General features: G+C 68.3%; 16 protein-coding genes. 6 read left to right on the top strand and 10 right to left on the bottom strand.

Annotation, left to right across the window (positions count from 1 at the left end; all coding sequences use genetic code 11):
* Positions 1 to 81 precede the first annotated feature (81 nt).
* A complete protein-coding gene (locus tag ACH442_RS31345) occupies positions 82 to 1,944 on the bottom strand; it encodes a ricin-type beta-trefoil lectin domain protein (protein ID WP_396341728.1) in 1,863 nt (620 codons plus the stop codon).
* 396 nt (positions 1,945 to 2,340) lie between these two features.
* Here ACH442_RS31345 and ACH442_RS31340 point away from each other — a divergent pair, with 396 nt between their 5' ends.
* Both ACH442_RS31340 and ACH442_RS31335 read left to right on the top strand, forming a co-directional pair.
* Complete coding sequence (locus ACH442_RS31340; RefSeq protein ID WP_396341727.1) at positions 2,341 to 4,002, top strand: hypothetical protein; 1,662 nt, start codon at positions 2,341 to 2,343, stop codon at positions 4,000 to 4,002.
* 130 nt (positions 4,003 to 4,132) lie between these two features.
* Positions 4,133 to 5,317 carry an Ig-like domain-containing protein gene (locus tag ACH442_RS31335; protein WP_396341726.1) on the top strand — a complete coding sequence of 395 codons (1,185 nt, stop codon included), beginning with the start codon at positions 4,133 to 4,135 and terminating at the stop codon, positions 5,315 to 5,317.
* A 75-nt stretch (positions 5,318 to 5,392) separates the two neighbouring features.
* Here ACH442_RS31335 and ACH442_RS31330 read toward each other — a convergent pair whose 3' ends face one another.
* The 5 genes from ACH442_RS31330 to ACH442_RS31310 form a co-directional block, all read right to left on the bottom strand.
* Positions 5,393 to 5,554 carry a hypothetical protein gene (locus tag ACH442_RS31330; protein WP_396341724.1) on the bottom strand — a complete coding sequence of 54 codons (162 nt, stop codon included), beginning with the start codon at positions 5,552 to 5,554 and terminating at the stop codon, positions 5,393 to 5,395.
* A 62-nt stretch (positions 5,555 to 5,616) separates the two neighbouring features.
* Positions 5,617 to 6,357 (bottom strand): hypothetical protein, encoded by a 741-nt coding sequence (locus tag ACH442_RS31325; protein ID WP_396341723.1) that lies wholly within the window; start codon positions 6,355 to 6,357, stop codon positions 5,617 to 5,619.
* A gap of 159 nt (positions 6,358 to 6,516) precedes the next feature.
* Positions 6,517 to 8,817: a hypothetical protein gene (locus ACH442_RS31320; protein WP_396341722.1), complete on the bottom strand. Its 2,301-nt coding sequence runs from the start codon at positions 8,815 to 8,817 to the stop codon at positions 6,517 to 6,519.
* Complete coding sequence (locus ACH442_RS31315; protein ID WP_396341721.1) at positions 8,814 to 9,794, bottom strand: glycosyltransferase family 2 protein; 981 nt, start codon at positions 9,792 to 9,794, stop codon at positions 8,814 to 8,816. The genes ACH442_RS31320 and ACH442_RS31315 overlap by 4 nt, the downstream gene beginning before the upstream one ends.
* Before the next feature lie 528 nt (positions 9,795 to 10,322).
* Positions 10,323 to 11,495 carry an epoxide hydrolase family protein gene (locus tag ACH442_RS31310; protein ID WP_396341720.1) on the bottom strand — a complete coding sequence of 391 codons (1,173 nt, stop codon included), beginning with the start codon at positions 11,493 to 11,495 and terminating at the stop codon, positions 10,323 to 10,325.
* A gap of 101 nt (positions 11,496 to 11,596) precedes the next feature.
* Between ACH442_RS31310 and ACH442_RS31305 the strand changes: the two genes are divergently transcribed.
* Genes ACH442_RS31305 through ACH442_RS31295 form a run of 3 tightly spaced genes read left to right on the top strand, consistent with a single transcriptional unit; the run spans position 11,597 to position 13,459 of the window.
* Positions 11,597 to 12,229, top strand: a complete 633-nt coding sequence (locus ACH442_RS31305; RefSeq protein ID WP_396341719.1) for a TetR/AcrR family transcriptional regulator — start codon at positions 11,597 to 11,599, stop codon at positions 12,227 to 12,229.
* A gap of 9 nt (positions 12,230 to 12,238) precedes the next feature.
* Positions 12,239 to 12,628, top strand: coding sequence for a PPOX class F420-dependent oxidoreductase (locus ACH442_RS31300; RefSeq protein ID WP_396341718.1), 390 nt, complete (start codon positions 12,239 to 12,241; stop codon positions 12,626 to 12,628).
* 12 nt (positions 12,629 to 12,640) lie between these two features.
* Entirely contained in the window at positions 12,641 to 13,459 is an 819-nt protein-coding gene (locus ACH442_RS31295; protein WP_396341717.1) for an NAD(P)H-dependent oxidoreductase, read from the top strand.
* Positions 13,460 to 13,637: 178 nt separating this feature from the next.
* Here the strand turns inward: ACH442_RS31295 and ACH442_RS31290 are convergent, their stop codons facing one another.
* Positions 13,638 to 14,498 carry an alpha/beta hydrolase gene (locus tag ACH442_RS31290; RefSeq protein WP_396341716.1) on the bottom strand — a complete coding sequence of 287 codons (861 nt, stop codon included), beginning with the start codon at positions 14,496 to 14,498 and terminating at the stop codon, positions 13,638 to 13,640.
* Between the two features lie 210 nt (positions 14,499 to 14,708).
* Here ACH442_RS31290 and ACH442_RS31285 point away from each other — a divergent pair, with 210 nt between their 5' ends.
* Complete coding sequence (locus ACH442_RS31285; RefSeq protein ID WP_396341715.1) at positions 14,709 to 15,305, top strand: TetR/AcrR family transcriptional regulator; 597 nt, start codon at positions 14,709 to 14,711, stop codon at positions 15,303 to 15,305.
* Between the two features lie 185 nt (positions 15,306 to 15,490).
* On the opposite strand, the gene ACH442_RS31280 is transcribed toward ACH442_RS31285, so the two are convergent.
* The 3 genes from ACH442_RS31280 to ACH442_RS31270 form a co-directional block, all read right to left on the bottom strand.
* Complete coding sequence (locus ACH442_RS31280) at positions 15,491 to 16,057, bottom strand: hypothetical protein (RefSeq protein ID WP_396341714.1); 567 nt, start codon at positions 16,055 to 16,057, stop codon at positions 15,491 to 15,493.
* Between the two features lie 329 nt (positions 16,058 to 16,386).
* On the bottom strand, positions 16,387 to 17,532 hold the full coding sequence (locus ACH442_RS31275) for a hypothetical protein (protein WP_396341713.1): 1,146 nt from the start codon (positions 17,530 to 17,532) through the stop codon (positions 16,387 to 16,389).
* Complete coding sequence (locus ACH442_RS31270; protein WP_396341712.1) at positions 17,529 to 18,101, bottom strand: RNA polymerase sigma factor; 573 nt, start codon at positions 18,099 to 18,101, stop codon at positions 17,529 to 17,531. Before ACH442_RS31270 ends, ACH442_RS31275 begins: the two co-directional genes overlap by 4 nt.
* Positions 18,102 to 18,179 lie beyond the last annotated feature (78 nt).

Raw genomic sequence — 18,179 nt, 5'->3', positions numbered from 1 at the left:
TCCGGGACGAACTGCCGGACCGTCCGGCAGTTCGTCGTCCGAGGTTCCCGCGAGCCGATGAGCAACCGATGAGTGACCGGGTTACGGCAGCGTCCAGCGCTGGTTGTCACCGGCGAAACAGTCCCAGATCTGCAGCTTCGTGCCGTCGGCCGAGGACGGGCCGGTGGCGTCCAGGCACTTGCCCAGCGAACGCAGGGTGCCGTCGGTGCCCGTGGTCCACTGCTGCGCCGCGGTGCCGTTGCAGTCGTAGATCTGCACCTTGGTGCCGTTGGCGCTGGACGCGGCGTTCACGTCGAGGCACTTACCGAGGGCGCGGAGCGTGCCGTCCGAACCGGCCGTCCAGGTCTGCGCGGAGGAGCCGTTGCAGGTGTAGAGCTGCACCTGCGTGCCGTTGACGGTGGACGCGCCCGGAACGTCCACGCACTTGCCGCCGTACCCGATGATCTGCCCGGAACGTGATGGGGTCGTGCCCGCGTCGCCCGCGCCGGCCCAGACGTAGGTGCCGGTGGTCTTCGCCGGCAGGGTGCTGGTGAACTGGCGCGCGCCGGCTCGCAGCGTGAACGTCTGGTTCGACGCGGTCTGGTTGACCACGACGGTCACCAGGGAATTGTCCGGGTTCACGAACGCCACGTCGGTGACCGTGCCGGTCGAGCCGTAACCGGTGGCGACGCGCTTCGCGCCGGGCTGCACGAACTTCGAGAACTGGGCGATCATGTTGTAGTCGGGCGTCTTCCAGAACGTGTCCGGGGCCGACGCGCTCTGCACCAGCATCGTCGGGTCGGGCGACCCGCTCCAGCGCTCCGGCGAGCGGTTCTGGTCGAGCATCGAGACCCAGCCCTCGTAGAGCGTGGACTGGTTGCGGAAGTACTGCACGATCCGGTCGGCGCCGGCGGTCCCCCACACCGAACGCTCGGTCATCAGCACGTCCTTGTCGGGGAACTGCGCCTTGACGGTCGCCATCGCCGACGGATCACCGGCGTAGTCGTGGAACGCGATGCCGTCGACCGAGGCCCGTGCGTCGCTGGTCAAGACCCCTTGCGCGTACGACTCCCCCTCGCTGAAGTTGTGATCGAAGGCCCAGATCTTCGTCCCACCCAGCCCGCTGTTCGTCAACTCGGCCCGAAGCGCGACCGCGAGCCGCCGTTCCTGGTCCGCACTGACGCGCATCCCCGGATAGTCGGCCGGCTCGAACAGCGGCTCGTTCTGCAGCGTCAGGCCATAGATCGGGATGCCCTGGGCCGCGTACGCCTGAATCGCCTTTCGGTAGTAGGTCGCGAGCGTGGGGATGTACTGGTCGAGCAGGCTGCCGGTGATGATCGCGTTGCTGCTCTTCATCCACGGCGGCGCCGACCAGGCGCTCGCGAAGATCTTCAGGTTCGGGTTGATCGCCAGCGCTTCGCGCAGCGTTGAAATGATCTTGTAGTCGAGGTCGCGCTGGATCGAGAAGCGCGACAGCGTCGGATCGGCGGCACCGTCGTCGTAGGTGTAGAAGTCGTGCGAGGTGAAGTCGCTGGTGCCGAACGTGATCCGGGCGACGTTGAAGCCGGCCCCGGCGCTCGGGTCGACCAGCGCGCGCAGGGCGTTCGTGCGGCCGGCCGCGCTCATCCGGGCCAGGTTGTAGACCGTCGACTCCTCCAGCGAGGAGCCGACGCCGAGCACGGTCTGGAACTTCTGCGTGGTGTCGACCGAGATCGTGGCGGTGCCGCCGGCCGCGGCGGTCGCGATATCGGCCTGCTTGCTGAGCTGGTACGGCGTGCCGGCCAGGCCGGTGGCCGGGCTGGTGTACCAGTTGGCGTTCTTCGGCTCGTAGCCCGCGGTGCGCGACTCGGAGCTGAACCACGCCTGCACGCCGGCGGCGGGGGCGGCCTGGACGGCTTGCGGAACGAGGAGCCCGGTGGCGGCGAGCAGGCCCGCCATCAGGCCGGCAACACGGGGACGAGTCATCGGCGGTGACCTCTCGACTGGGACGAAACCGTAAGGAAACTGAACAGAAATCCTTCTGGCCCGATCGAGTCGAGTCAATGATTTCGGGCCGTGCTGCGGTGTTTCACGGCCGCGAACCGTGAAACACCGCAGACCTCAGGGCCCGGGGTGAAGTCCGCCGACGACGAACGCGACAGTGCCGCGTCGCCCGCGGGGTCTCGACCACGGCGAGCACAGCCGGTGCCCGGTTTACAGCGGTTGGTAGCGGGTGGCCGGGACAACCGTTCGTACCAGGAAGATTTGCCTTGCAGGATCTTGTATATGGGAATGCCTTCCTGGTGAGATGACCGCTCATCGGCGATCTATGAAATGGCGGGGGACGCCGGTCGCCGGCACATGGAACGGTGTGATCGCCAAGTGAAGACTTTCCGGGCACTGGTCATGGCGACCTTGGCCACGGGTGTCCTGTTCGTGGATCCTGTCGCGGCTCGAGCCGACGATCCACATGTCCTACCGGTCGACCCGTCGACCTACGACTCGCTGACGGTGACCGGGCCGGCGTTCGGCGCCCTCGGCGGCGACCCGGCGACCGCCGGCTGCGGCTCGGCCGCCCCGGACTCGGTCCCGAACGGCGAGCCCATCATCGTCAAGATCGGCACTGCGGCGCCGTTCACGGTCGGCCAGATCAGCGCCGCCACCTGGAAGAACCCGCCGGTCACGGACCCGTCCTGGCGGCTCACCTTCCAGGGCCTGATGTGGACGAAGTCACTGGCCCGGCGCGCGGCCCAGGACGACCAGCAGGAGTCGCTGGCCGCGCTGGTCGCCCAGGCCGTGCAGTTCCACCAGGCCGACCCGGACCCGGGCACCAACGCCTCCGGCTGGGACGAGGGCACCGCGCTGCGCCGGCTGGAGAGCGAGAACTGCCTGTACAGCCTGACCCAGTCGGCCGACCTGATCCCGGGCATGGCCGCGGACGCCGCGGTGATCCTGGGCAAGCGTTACTACGGCCCGCCGAACGCCCCGGTGCACAACCACGGACTGATGGCCAACCTCGCCCTCGTCCGCGCCGGTGACCTGCTGGGCAAGACGGCCTGGAAGAACACCGCGGTCAAGCGGATGACCGCCGAGGCGCCGCTCGCCTTCTCCAAGGCCGGGCTGTCGTTCGAGCAGGCCTCCGGTTACCAGGGCGTCAACGCGAACCTGTGGGGACAGGCGGCCGACGTGCTCGCCCAGACCTCCGGCACCCAGACGGCCGCGGCCACCCTGCGCCAGGCGGTCAACAAGGCGTGGACCGCCTTCGCGTGGGAGACCGAGCCGGACGGCAAGATCGTGCAGATCGGTGACTCCGAGGAGTCCACCGGCCGGGCCGCCCCGCGCAACACCGCCCGGACGCTGCGCGACGACCAGACCGGCACCATCATCGGCCGGTGGTCCTGGAGCGACCCGCGGACCAGCTACTACACCATCCGTTACGGGCCGACCCGCCGCGCCCACGGCCACGAGGACCGGGCCGGCGGCGTCACCTGGACGACGCTGGGCACGCGGGTGCTCGTCGGACCCGGCAAGTACACCTACGACAAGAACTCGGCCTGGTACACCTGGCAGATCGGCCCGGCCAGCCACAACGTCGCCGTCCCGAACGGCGGCGCGGTCAAATCCGGCAAGACCGCGAAGGTGAAGTCGTCGAAGATCCAGTCCTCGGCGCACGCCTGGACGATCACCGACGACATCTACAACACCCCGCACACCCGCAGCGTCAACGTCAGCCGGGACGCGCACCGCATCCAGATCAGCGACCTGTTCACCAAGTCGACCCTGTGGCGGCAGAACTGGCACCTCGCCCCCGGCTGGACCCTGGTCTCCGGGAAGGTCAACGGCACCACGCTGACCTTCAAGCACACGTCCGGCCGCCGGCTGACCGTGACCACGACCGGCAGGGTGTCCGGCATCGTCAAGGGCAAGACCAACCCGATCCAGGGGTGGCACTTCCCGGCCTTCGGCTCGCGGACCCAGTCGATCGACCTGGTGATCCGCTCCAACAACCGCAAGGCCACCGTCACCACGTTCACCGTCAAGTAGCCGGCGTTCGGCCGGGCCCCGCGATGGGCCCGGCCGGGCGCGCAACGAGTCGCACCCGGATCGTCGCTACGCACTAGTCACGACGCTGATTCCTCGGTAGGCTGCCGTCGTAGCGATCATGGGGGATGGCTTGACTCTCACGCTCCGGCACTCCGGAATCGTCATCGCGGCCGCGCTGGCCGCCTCACTTCTCAGCGCCCCACCTGTCCTCGCCGCCGACGCGGCGCCGAAGGTGTACGCGCGCACCCCGCACTACCTGGCCGGCGGGATCGCGCCGGTCACCTTCGAGCCGGGGCAGAACGAGAACCTGTCCGCCGTCACCAGCCTGACGCTGTTCGCCGACGGCAAGGAGATCGGCACGGACACCACCGCGCCGTGGGGCATCGACTGGGACACCACAGGCTTCGACGGCTCGGTGATCCTCAGCACCCGGGCCACCACGGCGACCGGTTCACGGACCACCAACGGCTTCCCGGTCTGGGTCGACAACCAGGCGCCGACCGGGCTGACCGTCCGGTTCCCGAGCCTCGACGGCTACATCGGGCAGGACGGTGTGCTCGCGGTGGACGCGGAGGACAACGTCTACGCCCTCACCTCCGAGCTGGTCGTCGGCGACCAGGTCGTCTCGTCGAAGGACCTCACCGGCGGCGGCACCCTCGACCTGCCGTGGAACATCAAGCTCCCGAACGGCAGGACCACCATGACGGTCCGCGTGCGGGACAAGGTGGGCAACGCGACGGCGCTGACCAGGACGGTCGTCGTCGACAACGACCGGCCGGTCATCACCGGGACCACCACCGCCGGCAGCACGGTCCGGGGTCCCTTCACGGTGTCCCTGAGCACGTACCGGGACGCCAGCCCGTTCGTCTCCTTCGAGGCCTCCCTGGACACCCCCGCTGAACTGCGGTCGTACGGCCAGGAGAACTCCCGCACGGTCACCATCGACAGCCGGGAACTGCCGGACGGTAAGTACACGCTCGGCTGGCACGCCTGGGACGGCGCCGGCAACGAGGCCGTCATCAAGCGGTCCCTCATCGTCGACAACCGAGCCCCCACGGTGTCGATCACCAAAGCGCCGAAGAACCGCGCCAAGCTCACCAAGACCGTCACGATCACCGCGTCGGCCGCCGACCGCAACGGCATCGCCAAGGTCCAGCTGCTGGTCAACGGCAAGATCGTCGCGACCGATTACCGGGCCGGCTACGCGTTCACGCTCAACCCCAAGAAGTACGGCAAGACGTTCACGGTCCAGCTGCGCGCCTACGACCGGGCCGGCAACGTGACCGTCGGCAGCAAGCTCACCTACCGCCGCTGATCCACACGGCGGTCACTGAACGGCGAAGGCCGGTCGGACACGGGCACAACCCGGACCGACCGGCCTTTTGCCTGTTCAGCCGCGTGGACAGGCGAGGACGGCGAGGACGCGCCGGTGCCCGTCGGTGGCGACCGGGAGTTCGAGTTCGTCGAAGATGCCGCCGAGGAGCTTGTTCACCGAGGCGTCGGTGACGTGGAGTCCCGCTCCGATGTGGGCCTTCCAGCAGTCCTCCGCCATCAGCGCCAGATGTGACCGTGAGCAGCGGCGACCGCGTCCAGGGGTCCGGCCGCCACGAGGCACTAATTTCCCTTTACCGTGACGGTCACCTTCGCGCTGGTGTGCTGGGAGCTGGTGCACGTGTAACGGCCCGGTTCGTCGAGAGCGAGCAGCTGGGTCTCACCCTTGGCGAGCCGGGAGTTGGCCCCGTTGTCGCTCTTGCCGCAAACCATGGTCTGGGCCGTGCCGGACCGATTCGTCACGGCGAAGTTCTCCGTCGCGGCCACCGTGACCTTCGCCGGTTCGAAGGCATAGCCGCCGGACGGCGTGGCGACAATGGTCAGCGCGTGCGCCGGAGCTGCGCACCCGCTGTCACCGGAGACGGTCAGCCGGAGCACGGCACCGGCGCTTTCCACCTGGAAGGTGCCCTTGCTCGGGAACTGAACGACCTGGCGCTCGCCGCGATCGACGACACTGGTGACGATGCCCGCGTCGGGACTGGCCGACAGCGTCCGCGCGGTGTCGGACCGGTTGACGACCGCGAGCGCGGCCCCGCGCTCGATGACGAGGCTTGCCGGGCTGAAAGCGTACGTCCCACCGGTCCGGGTGATCACGACCTTGGTGGCCTTCGTGCACTTCGGGCTCGTGGCGCCGGCCACCCCGGACCCGGTCCCGGCGTTTTCGCCGGTCGCTGCCACGCCCGGCCCCGTCGTGCTTTGCGACCCGCCGGCCGAGGCCGGCGCGCAGCCCCCGAGGGCCACGAGCGCCGCAGCCGCGGCGTAGAAGGTCAACCACGGACGGCTCATCAGCATGGCTCGGCGCACCAGGTCTCCCTCGTCGAGGCTCGAACGTTCGCCGAGTAGTACGGAACAGCGGCACCAGCGGATGACCGCACCACCGCTGCCCATGACGAAACGGCCCGCCGCCCCCCGCTGGACAGCGGGGGGCGGCGGGCCGTTTCGTGTCGGAGGAGGCCGGGCTGATCAGCGGAGCTCGTACACCGCCATCCGCCCGTTGTCGTAGCGCAGGTCCGCCAGGTCCGCCAGCAGCGGGCTCTCCGGCTTGCGATACCGGTCGACGACCAGATACCGAACGTGGTCGCGGTTCTTCAGCCGCCGCAGAACGTTGGGATTCGGTGTGTAGACGGCGGCGTCGTTGCGCTTGAGCTTCTGCTTGTCCCAGAACGGCGCATCCGGGGTGACGGCCAGCCGCGGTGCGAAGGACCAGCCCTCCACGAGAACCGACCGTTCGGCGTAGGCGCTGAGCCAGAACGAACGGGCGTCCCGGCACTTGGCCGGCGGTTCCTCCCAGCAGTGAACGTTGGTGGCCACGATGTCGTCGGGATCGCTGTGCGCCCGCACCCAGCGGGCAGCGTCCACCCGGGAGGCCGGCACCGGCACGGACCCGTAGCTACCACCGTTGGGATAGTCCAGGTTGCGGCGAGCCTCCATGACCAGGCCGGGGAAACCGGCCAACAGGATCGCGGTCAGGACCACCAGCCCACCCCGCCCGGCCAGGCCGGGCCGCCGGCGCCGAAGGGCCCACCAGCCGAGAGTGCCGACCAGCCCGGCCGCGGTCAGCGCACCGGCCCAGCCGAGGACCGGCAGGATCGCCGAGTACGGCCGGTCGGTCGGTTCCGGTCCGGCGAGCACCAGCGTCGTCACCAGCAGGGCGATGGCGAAGAGCGCGGCCCCGGCGCCGAGGACGGCGGTGGCCCGGCGTGTGAGCTTGGCCCGGTCGGCCACCATGGCGTAGCCCCACGCCGACAGCAGCACCCCGAACGGCAGCGAGGCGCGGTAGAACCAGGTCGCGTTGAAGGTGCCCAGCAGCATGTACAGCACCGGACCGGACAGCGCGCCGCCGAGCAGGAACCACTGCACCGGCTCCAGCCGGAAACGGCGCCTCAGCAGGAGCGGCACGATCCCGGCCAGGCGCAGCTGCAGCGAGAGCAGCCAGGCCACGAACACGCCCGTGACGAGCACCGCCTGATGGCTGCCGGAACGGCCCTGCTTCGGCTCGACCCAGAACCGGGAGATCTCCAGGAACGGGTGCAGGCCCAGCCCGTAGGTCTGGCCGCGGAAGACCACGATGGTGACGAAGGCGAGTGCGGCCGCGACGATGGCGCCGAGCGCGATCACCACGCCGGAGATCCGCCGCGTGAGCAGCAGCGTCATCACCCCGGCCAAGGCCAGTCCGGCCATGGTCACCGGCAGCGAACTGGCCTTGGCCGCGCTCGAGGCGAAGGCCAGCAACACGGCGAGGGCGTACGCTCCCCGGCCCAGCGGCGGCACGGAGGAGTCACCGTCCGGCCGGCGCAGCGCGTCCCCGATCACCAGGATCAGGGCGACCAGCAGCGCCCAGCTGTAGGTCATGGACAGGCTCGGCCAGGTGATCCAGGCGACCTGGACACCGAGGCTGATGGTGAACGGATGACTGAACTGGAACTCGCCGACCACCAGGAACAGCGCCGCCGCGACGACACCCGCGTACGGCCGGCCGGAGAGCCGCCAGCCGGCGACCGCGGTGAGCACGGCGATCAGCGCGATGATGCCGGGCACCATCAGCCGCATCGTGATGACCGGAAGGTCGATGTGCCCGACCATGCTGACCATGGCCGCGTGCACGAAGGCGAACCAGTGATAGTTCAGCGGCTCGCCGGCCACCTGCGGCAGGTCGAGCGGGAAGTGGTGCTTCGCCTCACCGGCCAGCGAGAGCTGGTAGGGCAGGTCCATGAACTGCACGGTGTTCTCGGCACCGGGCAGGATCGGGTTCTCCCGGAAGAACGCGCCGTACAGGCAGGTGGTGAAGAAGACGACGACGCCGCCGACCGACCAGGACCATCCGAGCGGGACGGGCCGGTAGCCGACCGGGCGCCAGTGCCGGCGCAGCTGCGGCACGACCAGGAAGGGGACGACCACCAGCAGCGGCCAGGTCCACACCGACGACCGCAGATCCAGTACGGAGTACGCCGCCCACGCGGGGAGTTCCAGCACCAGGCCCACCGCCGTACCCATCGCCAGGTCCTCGACGAGGGTGTGCGGGCGCCGCCGCATCATCCGGAACACCAGGGTGCCGGGCAGCATGACGGCCAGCGTCGCGTAAGCCGTGTAGCGGGCGATGTCCAACGGGTTGGTGCCGGCCACCACGAGGATGGCCGCGACCAGCAGGAAGGTCACCGCAGCGGGTAGCCAGCGTCGCCAGCCGGCCGCCACGTGCCCCGGCTTTTCGTCCTCCCGGACGTCGGTGACCGTGGACTGCGGGACGTAGGTCACGTCACTGCTCATACGTGGGTGTTCCCGACCAGCGCATCGTCGTCCGCCGCCCGATCAGCGGAGTCGGAGGCGACGAAGTACGGCGGCCGGTTCTGCACCGCCGTGTACACCCGGCCCACGTACTCACCGAGCAGGCCGAGGCAGAGCAACTGGACCGCGCCGATGAACGATGTCGCGACGAACAGCGACGACCAGCCCGGGACGGTGTGGCCGCTCAGGTAGACGATCAGTGTCATCACGAGCAGCAGCGCGCACAGTCCGACCCCGGCCAGCCCCAGCCAGGTGGCCAGGCGCAACGGCGCCGCCGAGAAGCTGGTCACGCTGTCGACCGCGAGCATCAGCATCTTGCGCAGCGGATACTTCGTGTGCCCGGCCGCCCGCTCTTCCCGGGTGTAGGTGACCTGGCCGCTCGGGAAGCCGATCCACGGCACCATCAGTCGCAGGACCGGTGACCGCTCCGGCAGTTCGCGCAGCGCCTCCACGGTGGTGCGGCTCAACAGGCGGAAGTCGCCGGCGTGCCGGGGGACGTTCTTGCCGACCAGCCGGCGGATCATGTCGTAGTAGACGCCCGCGGTCCAGCGCTTGAAGAAGTTGTCGCTGCTCCGGTCGGTGCGGACGCCGTACACGATGTCCAGATTGTCGTTCCGGGCGAGACGCAGCATCTCCGGGATCTTCTCCGGCGGGTCCTGCAGATCGGCGTCGATGCTGGCCACGTACGCACCCCGGGAGTGGAACAGGCCGGCGCTCAGCGCGGCCTGGTGCCCGCTGTTGCGCCGCAGCCGCAGGAGCCGCAGCTCCGGCCAGAGCCGGGCCAGGCCCATCAGGACCGCCGCGGAACCGTCGCTGCTGCCGTCGTCGACGGCAACCACCTCGTACGGCTCACCCAGCTCGTCGAGAACCGGACGCAGACGCTCGACCAGCAGTGGCAGCACTGCCTCTTCGTTGTAGATCGGCACGACGACGGACAGCGCCAACGTCAAGGGGCTCACGAGAACTCCTGATCTCCTTACCAAAGCGGGGAAGTGTAAACGGTGGCGTGCCCCGCGCTGGTAGGGAAAACCAAGGTCATGCCGTGACAGCATGAGAGCCGGTAATCACACCCCGTGAACCCCGTTTTTCGGCTGCCGATAGGCCACGCACACCGAATCGGCAGTCTTCAACCTGTGAATGAACGCCGGACTATATCAGCAGATCCGGCCGGCGTCAGTGACGCGAAATCCATCCGGGTCGACGCGCCACATCGACAGCCGTCGGGCCGTTTTCTCGACGCCGGCGCGCAGCAGCGCGGATCACCAGGGCCCCGGGCGCGAGATCCCCGGGAAAGGAAGAAGCCGTGCCCCCTGCCCACGGGTCACGGCCTTCCAAAGAGAGGACACCCGAGGGAAATGGTGATCATCAACACACTTCGTCGAACCTCGGACGTAGTGCGATCACCAGGTTCGAGACGCGCCCCGGAGCGCAGGTACGGCGGATCGGCGATTCTCCTTCGTCGTCAGTTCAGGAGCCGGCGGCAACCGTCAGGACGCTCGCAACGACCGGAAGGTTGTCCGGATCTCGTCGGCGAGGACGCCGGGCTGCTCGAGGGCGGCGAAATGCCCGCCGCGGTCGAGCTGGGCATAGTGCAGCACGGTCTCGTAGCGTCGTTCGATCCAGCGCCGGGATGCCTGCACGGCCTCGCCGGGGAAGATACTGAAGCCCGCAGGGACGGGGTTGGGCTTGCCCGGCCCGGCCGGCATGGTGTCGCTCTGCCTCTGCTCCCAGTACAGCCGTGCGGAGGATGCGGCGGCGTTGGGCAGCCAGTAGAGCATGATGTCGTCGAGGATCTCGTCGCGATCGACGGCCTTCTCCGGGTCGCCGTCATTGTCGGTCACGTCCTGGAAGAGGGTGTAGAGCCAGGCCGCGAGCCCGGCCGGTGAGTCGGCGAGGGAGTAGCCGACCGCCTGCGGGCGGGTCGCTTGCTCTCGGGCGTACCCGTCGAGTTCGTTCTGGTACCGCTGAGCGCGTGCCATCATCCGCTGCTCCGCCACGGTTGCCTCGCTCATTTCTTGTGGCGTGGGGAACACCATGGGGAAGTTGAAGTGCACTCCCCGGCACTTTTCCGGTGCGGTGCGGGTGATCTGCTCGACGACGGCTGCTCCCCAGTCACCGCCTTGGGCGAACCAGCTGTCGTAGCCCAGACGTCCCATGAGGACGATCCACGCCTCGGCGATACGGGCCACGTTCCAGCCCGTCGTGGTGGGCTTGCCGGAGAACCCGAAACCCGGCATGGAGGGGATCACGACGTGGAAGGCGTCCTCGGCGTTGCCGCCGTGGGCCACCGGATCGGTCAAGGGACCGATCAACTGCCGGAATTCCAGAATCGATCCGGGCCAGCCATGGCACAACAGCAGCGGCACTGCGGCGGGCTCGGCCGAACGTACGTGCAGGAAGTGGACGGCCACCCCGTCGATCTCGGTCCGGGACGAGCCGAAGCTGTTGATGTCCCGCTCGGCACGCCGCCAGTCGTAACCGGTGGCCCAGTGGTCACAGAGAGCACGGATGCGCTCCAGCTGGGGCCCTTGGCTCGAGTCCGGGACGGTCTCGCGGTCCGGCCACCTGGTGGCGGCGAGACGGGCCCGCAGGTCCTGCAGTGCGCTCTCGGGAACCGCGATCGGATACGGCTCCACCAGGTCGGTCAGAGGGGATTTCATCGGATGCTCCTAGCGATCAGCGACTCAGGGCGCCATTGTAGGCAGCAAGTGGAAGAAAAATTCAACTTGGAAAAGATCCTCCAGTTAACTAGGCTTCGGACATGGCCGAGTCGAACCCACCCCTGCGTCGTGATGCGGAACGCAACCGTCAGCTACTGCTGCGCACGGCGTACGAGCTCATGGCCTCCGCTGGTCTGGACGTCGCCTATGAAGACATCGCCAGGGCCGCCGGCATGGGGATGGGCACGATCTACCGACGCTTTCCGCAGCGGCAGGATCTGCTGGACGCCCTCTTCAGTGAGCACCTCGACACCGTGGTTTCCCTTGCCGAGCAGGCTTCGCGGCACGACGACGCCTGGGTCGGGCTCGCCTGGTTCCTCGAGCAGCAACTCGAGATCGAGGCGCAGAGCCGGGGACTCGGCGAATTGCTGCGCGGCCGCAATCAGGCGACGGCTCTGGTGATACGTGCCCGGGAGCGGATGACTCCGATCGTGGCCGACCTCATCGCTCGCGCTGTTCGCGCCGGTCAGCTCGCACCCGGGGTCACGCCCGCCGACTTCGTCGCCGCGCACGTCATGGTGGGCAGCGTCATGGACGCCTCACGCACCTTCGCCCCGGACCTGTGGCGCCGCGCTCTCGCGGTCGCCCTGGCAGGCCTGCGCCACGCCGAACTGCCCGGCGACCCGCCGGGCGAGACAGTCATCGACCGTTTCTACAACGACGAAAAGAAGTGAGGGCCCATCATGCCTCTGCCTGACGACCTGCTCGAAGTTCTTCGAGGCAAGGCCATTTGCTTCGTGACCACTCTCATGCCGGACGGATCGCCGCAGATCTCGCAGACCTGGGCCTCCACCGACGGTGAGCACGTGCTCGTCAACACGGTTGTCACCCACCAGAAGACGCGCAACATCCAACGTGACCCGCGCATCGCCATCGGGATCGCCGATCCGGCCTCGCCGTTGCGGTCCTGGGCCCTGCGCGGCAGCGTCGTCACCGCCACGACCGACGGTGCGCGGCAGAACATCGACGAGCTGTCCCAGAAATACATCGGCCGCCCTTACCCCGGTTTCGGTAACGGCACGCAGGAGCGTGTCCTGCTTACGATCAAGATCGACAAAGTGCACCGGCCCTGATCGGAACGCCCCATGACCATCCACCAGCCCCCGAAGCCCGGGACCGCCCTCTGGGTGTATGCGCATCCGCGCCGCGGGTCTCTCAACGATCACCTCTTCACCGCCGGGGTGGAGGCCCTGTCACAGCAGTACCAGGTCCTGACCTCCGACCTGTACGAACAAGGATTCGATCCGGTCCTCAGCAACCGCGACCTCGGCGATCAGGCCGGCCAGCCCGGCAACATCGCCGAACTGGCAGGCGAGGCGTACACCGGAGGTCAGACACCTGAGGACGTACGCACGGAGCAGGCCAAGATCGCCGCCGCCGAGTTGCTGATCGTGCAGTTCCCCCTGTGGTGGTACGGACCGCCCGCGATCCTGAAAGGCTGGTTCGACCGAGTACTCACCAGCGGCTTCGCCTACGGGGACATCGACCCCGAACTCAGGCTGCCCAGGCGTTACGGCGACGGCGGGCTCGCCGGGCGTAAGGCGCTGATCGTCGTGACCGCCGGCGAGGACGCGAAGTCGATAGGGCCGCGTGGCATCAGCGGCGACCTCGACTCCCTCCTGTTCCCGCTGACCCACGGCGTCTTCTGGTATGTGGGTATCGAAACTCTGGACCTGCACGTGATTCATGACGCCGACAGCCTGGACGGCGCCGGCGTCGATCGTGAGATCGAACGGTTGCGCCAACGGGTCCGCACGGCCGGTTCGGAGCCGGCCCGACGCTATCGGCGCCTCCGTGACGGCGACTATCACGGCACCCGAGCGCTGCGCGAAGATTTGCTCCCCGGCCGCACTGATCTGGACATCCACCTTGCCGCGAGTCGAGATGGGCGCCCGCCGACCTGAGCCACCGGCACCGTCGCTCCGTCCTGGCCTCAGCGGCTCAGCCCGCCGGAGGCCAGGACGTCGTGCCATTGCCGCACGGCACAGAATTGCCCACCGGTCACCGACGTCCCGTCCAGCCGGACGGCGAGGGCAAAGCGGGAGCGCTTCAGGGGACATATCCCTGTGCTCGCGTAAATCTTCACGCGGCGAGGAGCCGGCCGGTCCAATCGGCCAGGGCCGCGACGGCGGTCCGGGAGAGCACCGCTTGCGGCGCCATGCTGGTGAAGCCATGGAAGGCGCCCGGCCAGACGTGGAGTTCGGCGTTGACGCCGACTTCCCAGAGTCGGCTGGCATAAGCCACCGTCTCGTCCCGGAACACCTCGGCGCTACCGCAGTCGATGTAGGTAGAGGGAAGGCCCGCGAGGTCAGTCGCCCGCGCCGGTGCGGCATAGATGGTGACGTCGTCCCCGCCGCGCCGGTCACCGAGGTAGGCGTTCCACCCGAACCGGGTCATGGCGCGATCGGCGACGCCCACTCCGTCGATCTGCCGGGTCGAGACCGTGGAGTCACTGTCGTCGAGCATCGGCGAGATGAGAATCTGTCCGAACAGGCGCGGGCCTTGACGGTCCCGGGCCAGTAGGGCCACTCCTGCGGCAAGGCCACCGCCGGCGCTCTGGCCGACGACGACAATGCGGGCCGGGTCGATGCCGAGGCTGTCCGCGTGTGCCGCGGTCCACACCAGTCCGGCATAGCAGTCCTCGACCGGGTAGGGGTCGGGATGCTCCGGTGCGAGGCGGTAGTCGACGCTCACCATCACCACGTCGTGGGTCAACAGCCATTCGTCGTACGAGTCGAGGTTGCCCAGGTAGTGACCGAACATCATGCCCCCGCCGTGCACGGTGTAGAAGCATGCCGCCGGACCGGTGCGTCCAGTGCGCTGGATGATCGCGAGCTTGACGGGGTCCCCCTGGTGACCGGGAACGGTCACGGTTCGACGCTCCAGGCCCCGGCCGCGCAGACGCTCGTCGAGTTCCTCCTCCGAGATCTCCAGCTGCCGCATCCTCGGGAGCATCTCGGTTGTCAGGGTGAAAGGTCCCCGTTGTTGCATCCCGGCCAAGACGGCTCCCAGTTCGGGATCGAATGGTGGGCGCGGCATGACGTCAGGCATTGCAAGTCTCCTTCTGGCCGGTAGCGGGCACCTCGTCAGGTTAACTGACTAAGCTTAGTGACACAATATAGCTAAGATCAGCCCGACTACGGAGGAGGCGGCATGGCACGCACGGACGCACGGGGCGGGCCGCTGACCCGAGCGCGGATCTCCGAGGTCGCAACCCGGCTGTTCCTGGACCGGGGATTCGATGCCGTCACGGTCGCCGATGTGGCCCGCGAGGCGGGCGTCTCCAGCGTGACCGTGTTCAAGCACTTCCCCCGCAAGGAAGACCTGCTCCTCGACCGGGTCGACGACGCGGTGCAGCTGCTGCGATCCGCCGTTCGCGAGCGCCCGGCCGGCATCGACGTACTGGCGTCACTGCACGACCTGACGTCCCGGCTCGCCGACGACCGGCACGGCCTGTCAGGCCTGGACGACAGATCCGCCCCGTTCTTCCGCACGGTGGCCGATTCCGCACCCCTCATCGCGCGAGCCCGGGAACTTGCCTCGGAACTCCAGAAGGCCCTGACCGAGGAGCTCGACCGTGACTCACGCTTCCAAGGCGACAGTGTCCTGCTCGCCGCATTCTTCGTGGCCGGCTACGCCACGGTGCTGACCGAGAACGCGCGACGCTGCATCGCCGGGCAGCTCACGACGACCGAAGACCATCGCGCTCGCCTCGAGAGGCTCTTCGCCGCGCTCCGCGACGGACTGTGACAGGCAGCCGCGGCCGGGTCGGGGAAAGCACCATAACGGCGTAGGAGCGAAACGGCCGTAACCCTTGTTTCTTCAGGTCACGGCCTTCCGCTGAAGTGCGCTCAAGGGAAGCCGGCAGGCAGTCCCTTCAGTGCGGATTCAGTATGTTCCTGCTGCTTCCAAGCCCGCGTGACCAGATTCTGGGGTCAGGTCAGCCAGGTGGCCAGGGGCTTGCCGCCCTCGTTGATCGTGATGCGGGCGCCCTGGCCCACTCCTGCGCCTGCCGGGTGTTCGAACTGGTACCGGAAGGTGCCGTCACCGGGGGCATCGAGTTCGGCGGTCGGTTCGGAGCCGCTGGAGTCCTCGATTTGCTTGTGGACCGAGCCGTTCGCATAGATGAACTGGACATCGAGCGTACCGGCGGGATAGGTGCCGCGGGTCACCTGCACGCGGGCCTCGACCACGTAAGGGGCGTCACCGGACTGGGCCGCCGCCCCGGTGACCGCGGTCAGCGTCACCTTCGCGTCGAACTTTGCCGTCTTGATGATTTGCGCGGTTCCCATCGGCTGGCTGCTGATGTCGGCGCCGGAAGCGGCCGGTTTGGTGCTCGCCGTGCTGGTGACGGTGGCCGCAGCCGAGGCGGGGGCGGTCGCCGCAGCAGAAGTGGAGCCGCTGGCCGGTTTGCCCGTGGTGTCGCTGGACGAGCAGGCCGCGAGGCCGAGAACGATCGCGCACCCTCCGGCGATTACGCCGATTTTGGCCAGTGTAGACATGTTTGTTTCCCTCTCGAACAGGTGTGCCGTGATCGCACTAATTGATCTTCGAGGGAATCGGCCGGCGACTGCGAGAGGAAGATGCCACCATGGCACTAATCCGTGAGAATCACTCACGTTCGTGAGAACCGGGCATGCCTACCTGATCGTTCTCGTCGGCCGGCGGCGCCACCTTCGGCGAGTACCGCTTGGCCAGGGTGCCGTAGTGCCGCTCGACCCCTTGGGGGGCGTCGTCCCAGGTGGGATGCTCTCATCGCGGGACAACGGCTGTGCGATCCAGTCCTTGACTGCTGAGGTGCGCGTCGAAACCCGCACCATCAGGTCGCCGTCTACAGGTTGGCCTGCGTCACCCGGGAAGATTCGTAGGTCGTGGTGGCCTGAGGAAGGCCCGGCACGGTGGAGACGCTTTTGACCAGCATGCCGGTCTCGGCATCGACGGTCAGCACCTCGCCGCCCTCACCGCCGAACACCTCTGGGCCGGCGGTGATCGTCAGCGTCGCCTTACCGCCGGTGGTCGACTTCTTGACGTCGACCGCGGAGATCGTCGACAGCAGACGCAACACACCGGCACGGACCTGCGTGTCGCCGTCGCCGGCGGACAGTGCTTCGGTGCTGTACGTCCACAGGGCGTTGTCGAGGTGTTGCTGGACGGCCTCAGGACTGTAGGGCTTCGGCTCCGCATTGCCCCCCTTCTGCTTGATGATCACCTGGGCGGCCGCCTGCTGTTTGTCCCACTCCGCCTTCTGCGCTGCGGGGTCGAGGCCGGCCAGCGGATCCTTCGCTGCCTTGAGCATCCGGGTCCGGCCGTCGGCCGGGCTGCTGTCCGCCGCGGCGACCGCCGCCTTGAGGAGGGGGGCGTATCCGCCGGCCTTCATCTGGTCCTGTCGACCGGTGATCGCGAGCTTGATGTCCTGCACGCTGTTGCCGGTGTAGATCGCATGATCGTCGGTGTACAGCGTGTAGACCACCTGCATGGTCTTCTTCCCGTCGACTTGAGTCGCCTTCACCAGCCAAGCATCGCCCCCCGAGAGGGTGAGGGTCTTGATCGACCCGGCCAGAGTCATGAGCGGCGCGCGTTCGGCGGATCCGTCGGCGCCGACCGTCCCCGAGGCGGCAGCCGACGGATCTGCGGCAGCCACCACGCCTCCGGTCGCCGACGAGTTGAGCGCCACAGCGACAACCGCTGCGGCGGCGGCAGCCGCCACGCCGGCGCCGATGCCGAACCGGCCGGCGATGCCCAGCCGGCGGCCGCGCCGCATCGCCGGGCTGGACTCGTGATGCCGTTTGGCTGTCGTCGTTTCCATGGTCGAATTCGTCTCCATAGTCGTGTCCTCCGCTGATGTCGCGCCCAGCAACCGCACGGTTCCGGGGTCAGCCATCGCTGCGCGCAGCGTCGCCCGCGCCCGCTGATAAGCCTCCGGGCGCAGTGGTTCTGCGCTGCCCAACTCACCGACCAGATCGAGCTCGTCGGTCATCGGTGTTTCTCCTTCGCGCTGTTGCGTTCTTTCAGAAGCGCGGACACCCCCGGCGCCTCGCGTAAAGCCGCCCTTGCTTGGCTCAGCAGCCGCCGCGCAGTGCCGGCCGGCATGCCGAGCGTCCGTGCGGCGTCGGCCGCGGTCAGGTCCTCCCAGGCGACGAGCCTCAGGACTTCCCGCTCCTCCGGTTTGAGGCGCGTCAAGGCCGACTCGAGCACCGCCCGAGCGTCCATGCCGAGGTCCACCGCCGACCACGGGTCCCACCCGGTAGCCAGTTCCGTCACGTCCTCGACGAGGTCCTCGGGTGGCCGGGACCGCCAGAAGCGGCGCAAGCGATTCAGCGCCACCCCGTACAGCCACGGCCGGGCATCGTCGTACGACCGGTCGTACGATCGCCGCGACTCGAACGCGGCGATCCAGACTTCGCCCAGCAGGTCCTCAGCCGAGTCGCGCCCTACCCGGCGAGCAAGGTACGAACCGACGGCGGCCTCATGACGAACGACCACCTCCACGAAGGCGTCGACATCGCCGTTCAGCGACCGGCCTATCAAATCCGCATCCGACGCCATGGCCCTCCTCGGCGAGATCCGCGCTTCCAACCTGACATTGCCAATCGGCCGGCGAAGTGTTCAGCCTTCGAAGCACCG

It is taken from the genome of Actinoplanes sp. NPDC020271, from assembly GCF_044388125.1.
Taxonomy (GTDB): Bacteria; Actinomycetota; Actinomycetes; order Mycobacteriales; family Micromonosporaceae; genus Actinoplanes.
The sequence above is the reverse complement of the archived record's forward strand: the minus strand, read 5'-3'. Positions and strand labels throughout refer to the sequence as shown.

Bases quoted from the DNA above. Each gene is read 5' to 3' on its own strand.
- ACH442_RS31345 (WP_396341728.1), bottom strand. From the start codon at position 1,944: ATGACTCGTCCCCGTGTTGCCGGCCTGATGGCGGGCCTGCTCGCCGCC.
- ACH442_RS31330 (WP_396341724.1), bottom strand. From the start codon at position 5,554: ATGGCGGAGGACTGCTGGAAGGCCCACATCGGAGCGGGACTCCACGTC.
- ACH442_RS31320 (WP_396341722.1), bottom strand. From the start codon at position 8,817: ATGAGCAGTGACGTGACCTACGTCCCGCAGTCCACGGTCACCGACGTC.
- ACH442_RS31310 (WP_396341720.1), bottom strand. From the start codon at position 11,495: ATGAAATCCCCTCTGACCGACCTGGTGGAGCCGTATCCGATCGCGGTT.
- ACH442_RS31305 (WP_396341719.1), top strand. From the start codon at position 11,597: ATGGCCGAGTCGAACCCACCCCTGCGTCGTGATGCGGAACGCAACCGT.
- ACH442_RS31300 (WP_396341718.1), top strand. From the start codon at position 12,239: ATGCCTCTGCCTGACGACCTGCTCGAAGTTCTTCGAGGCAAGGCCATT.
- ACH442_RS31295 (WP_396341717.1), top strand. From the start codon at position 12,641: ATGACCATCCACCAGCCCCCGAAGCCCGGGACCGCCCTCTGGGTGTAT.
- ACH442_RS31290 (WP_396341716.1), bottom strand. From the start codon at position 14,498: ATGCGGCAGCTGGAGATCTCGGAGGAGGAACTCGACGAGCGTCTGCGC.
- ACH442_RS31285 (WP_396341715.1), top strand. From the start codon at position 14,709: ATGGCACGCACGGACGCACGGGGCGGGCCGCTGACCCGAGCGCGGATC.
- ACH442_RS31280 (WP_396341714.1), bottom strand. From the start codon at position 16,057: ATGTCTACACTGGCCAAAATCGGCGTAATCGCCGGAGGGTGCGCGATC.
- ACH442_RS31275 (WP_396341713.1), bottom strand. From the start codon at position 17,532: ATGACCGACGAGCTCGATCTGGTCGGTGAGTTGGGCAGCGCAGAACCA.
- ACH442_RS31270 (WP_396341712.1), bottom strand. From the start codon at position 18,101: ATGGCGTCGGATGCGGATTTGATAGGCCGGTCGCTGAACGGCGATGTC.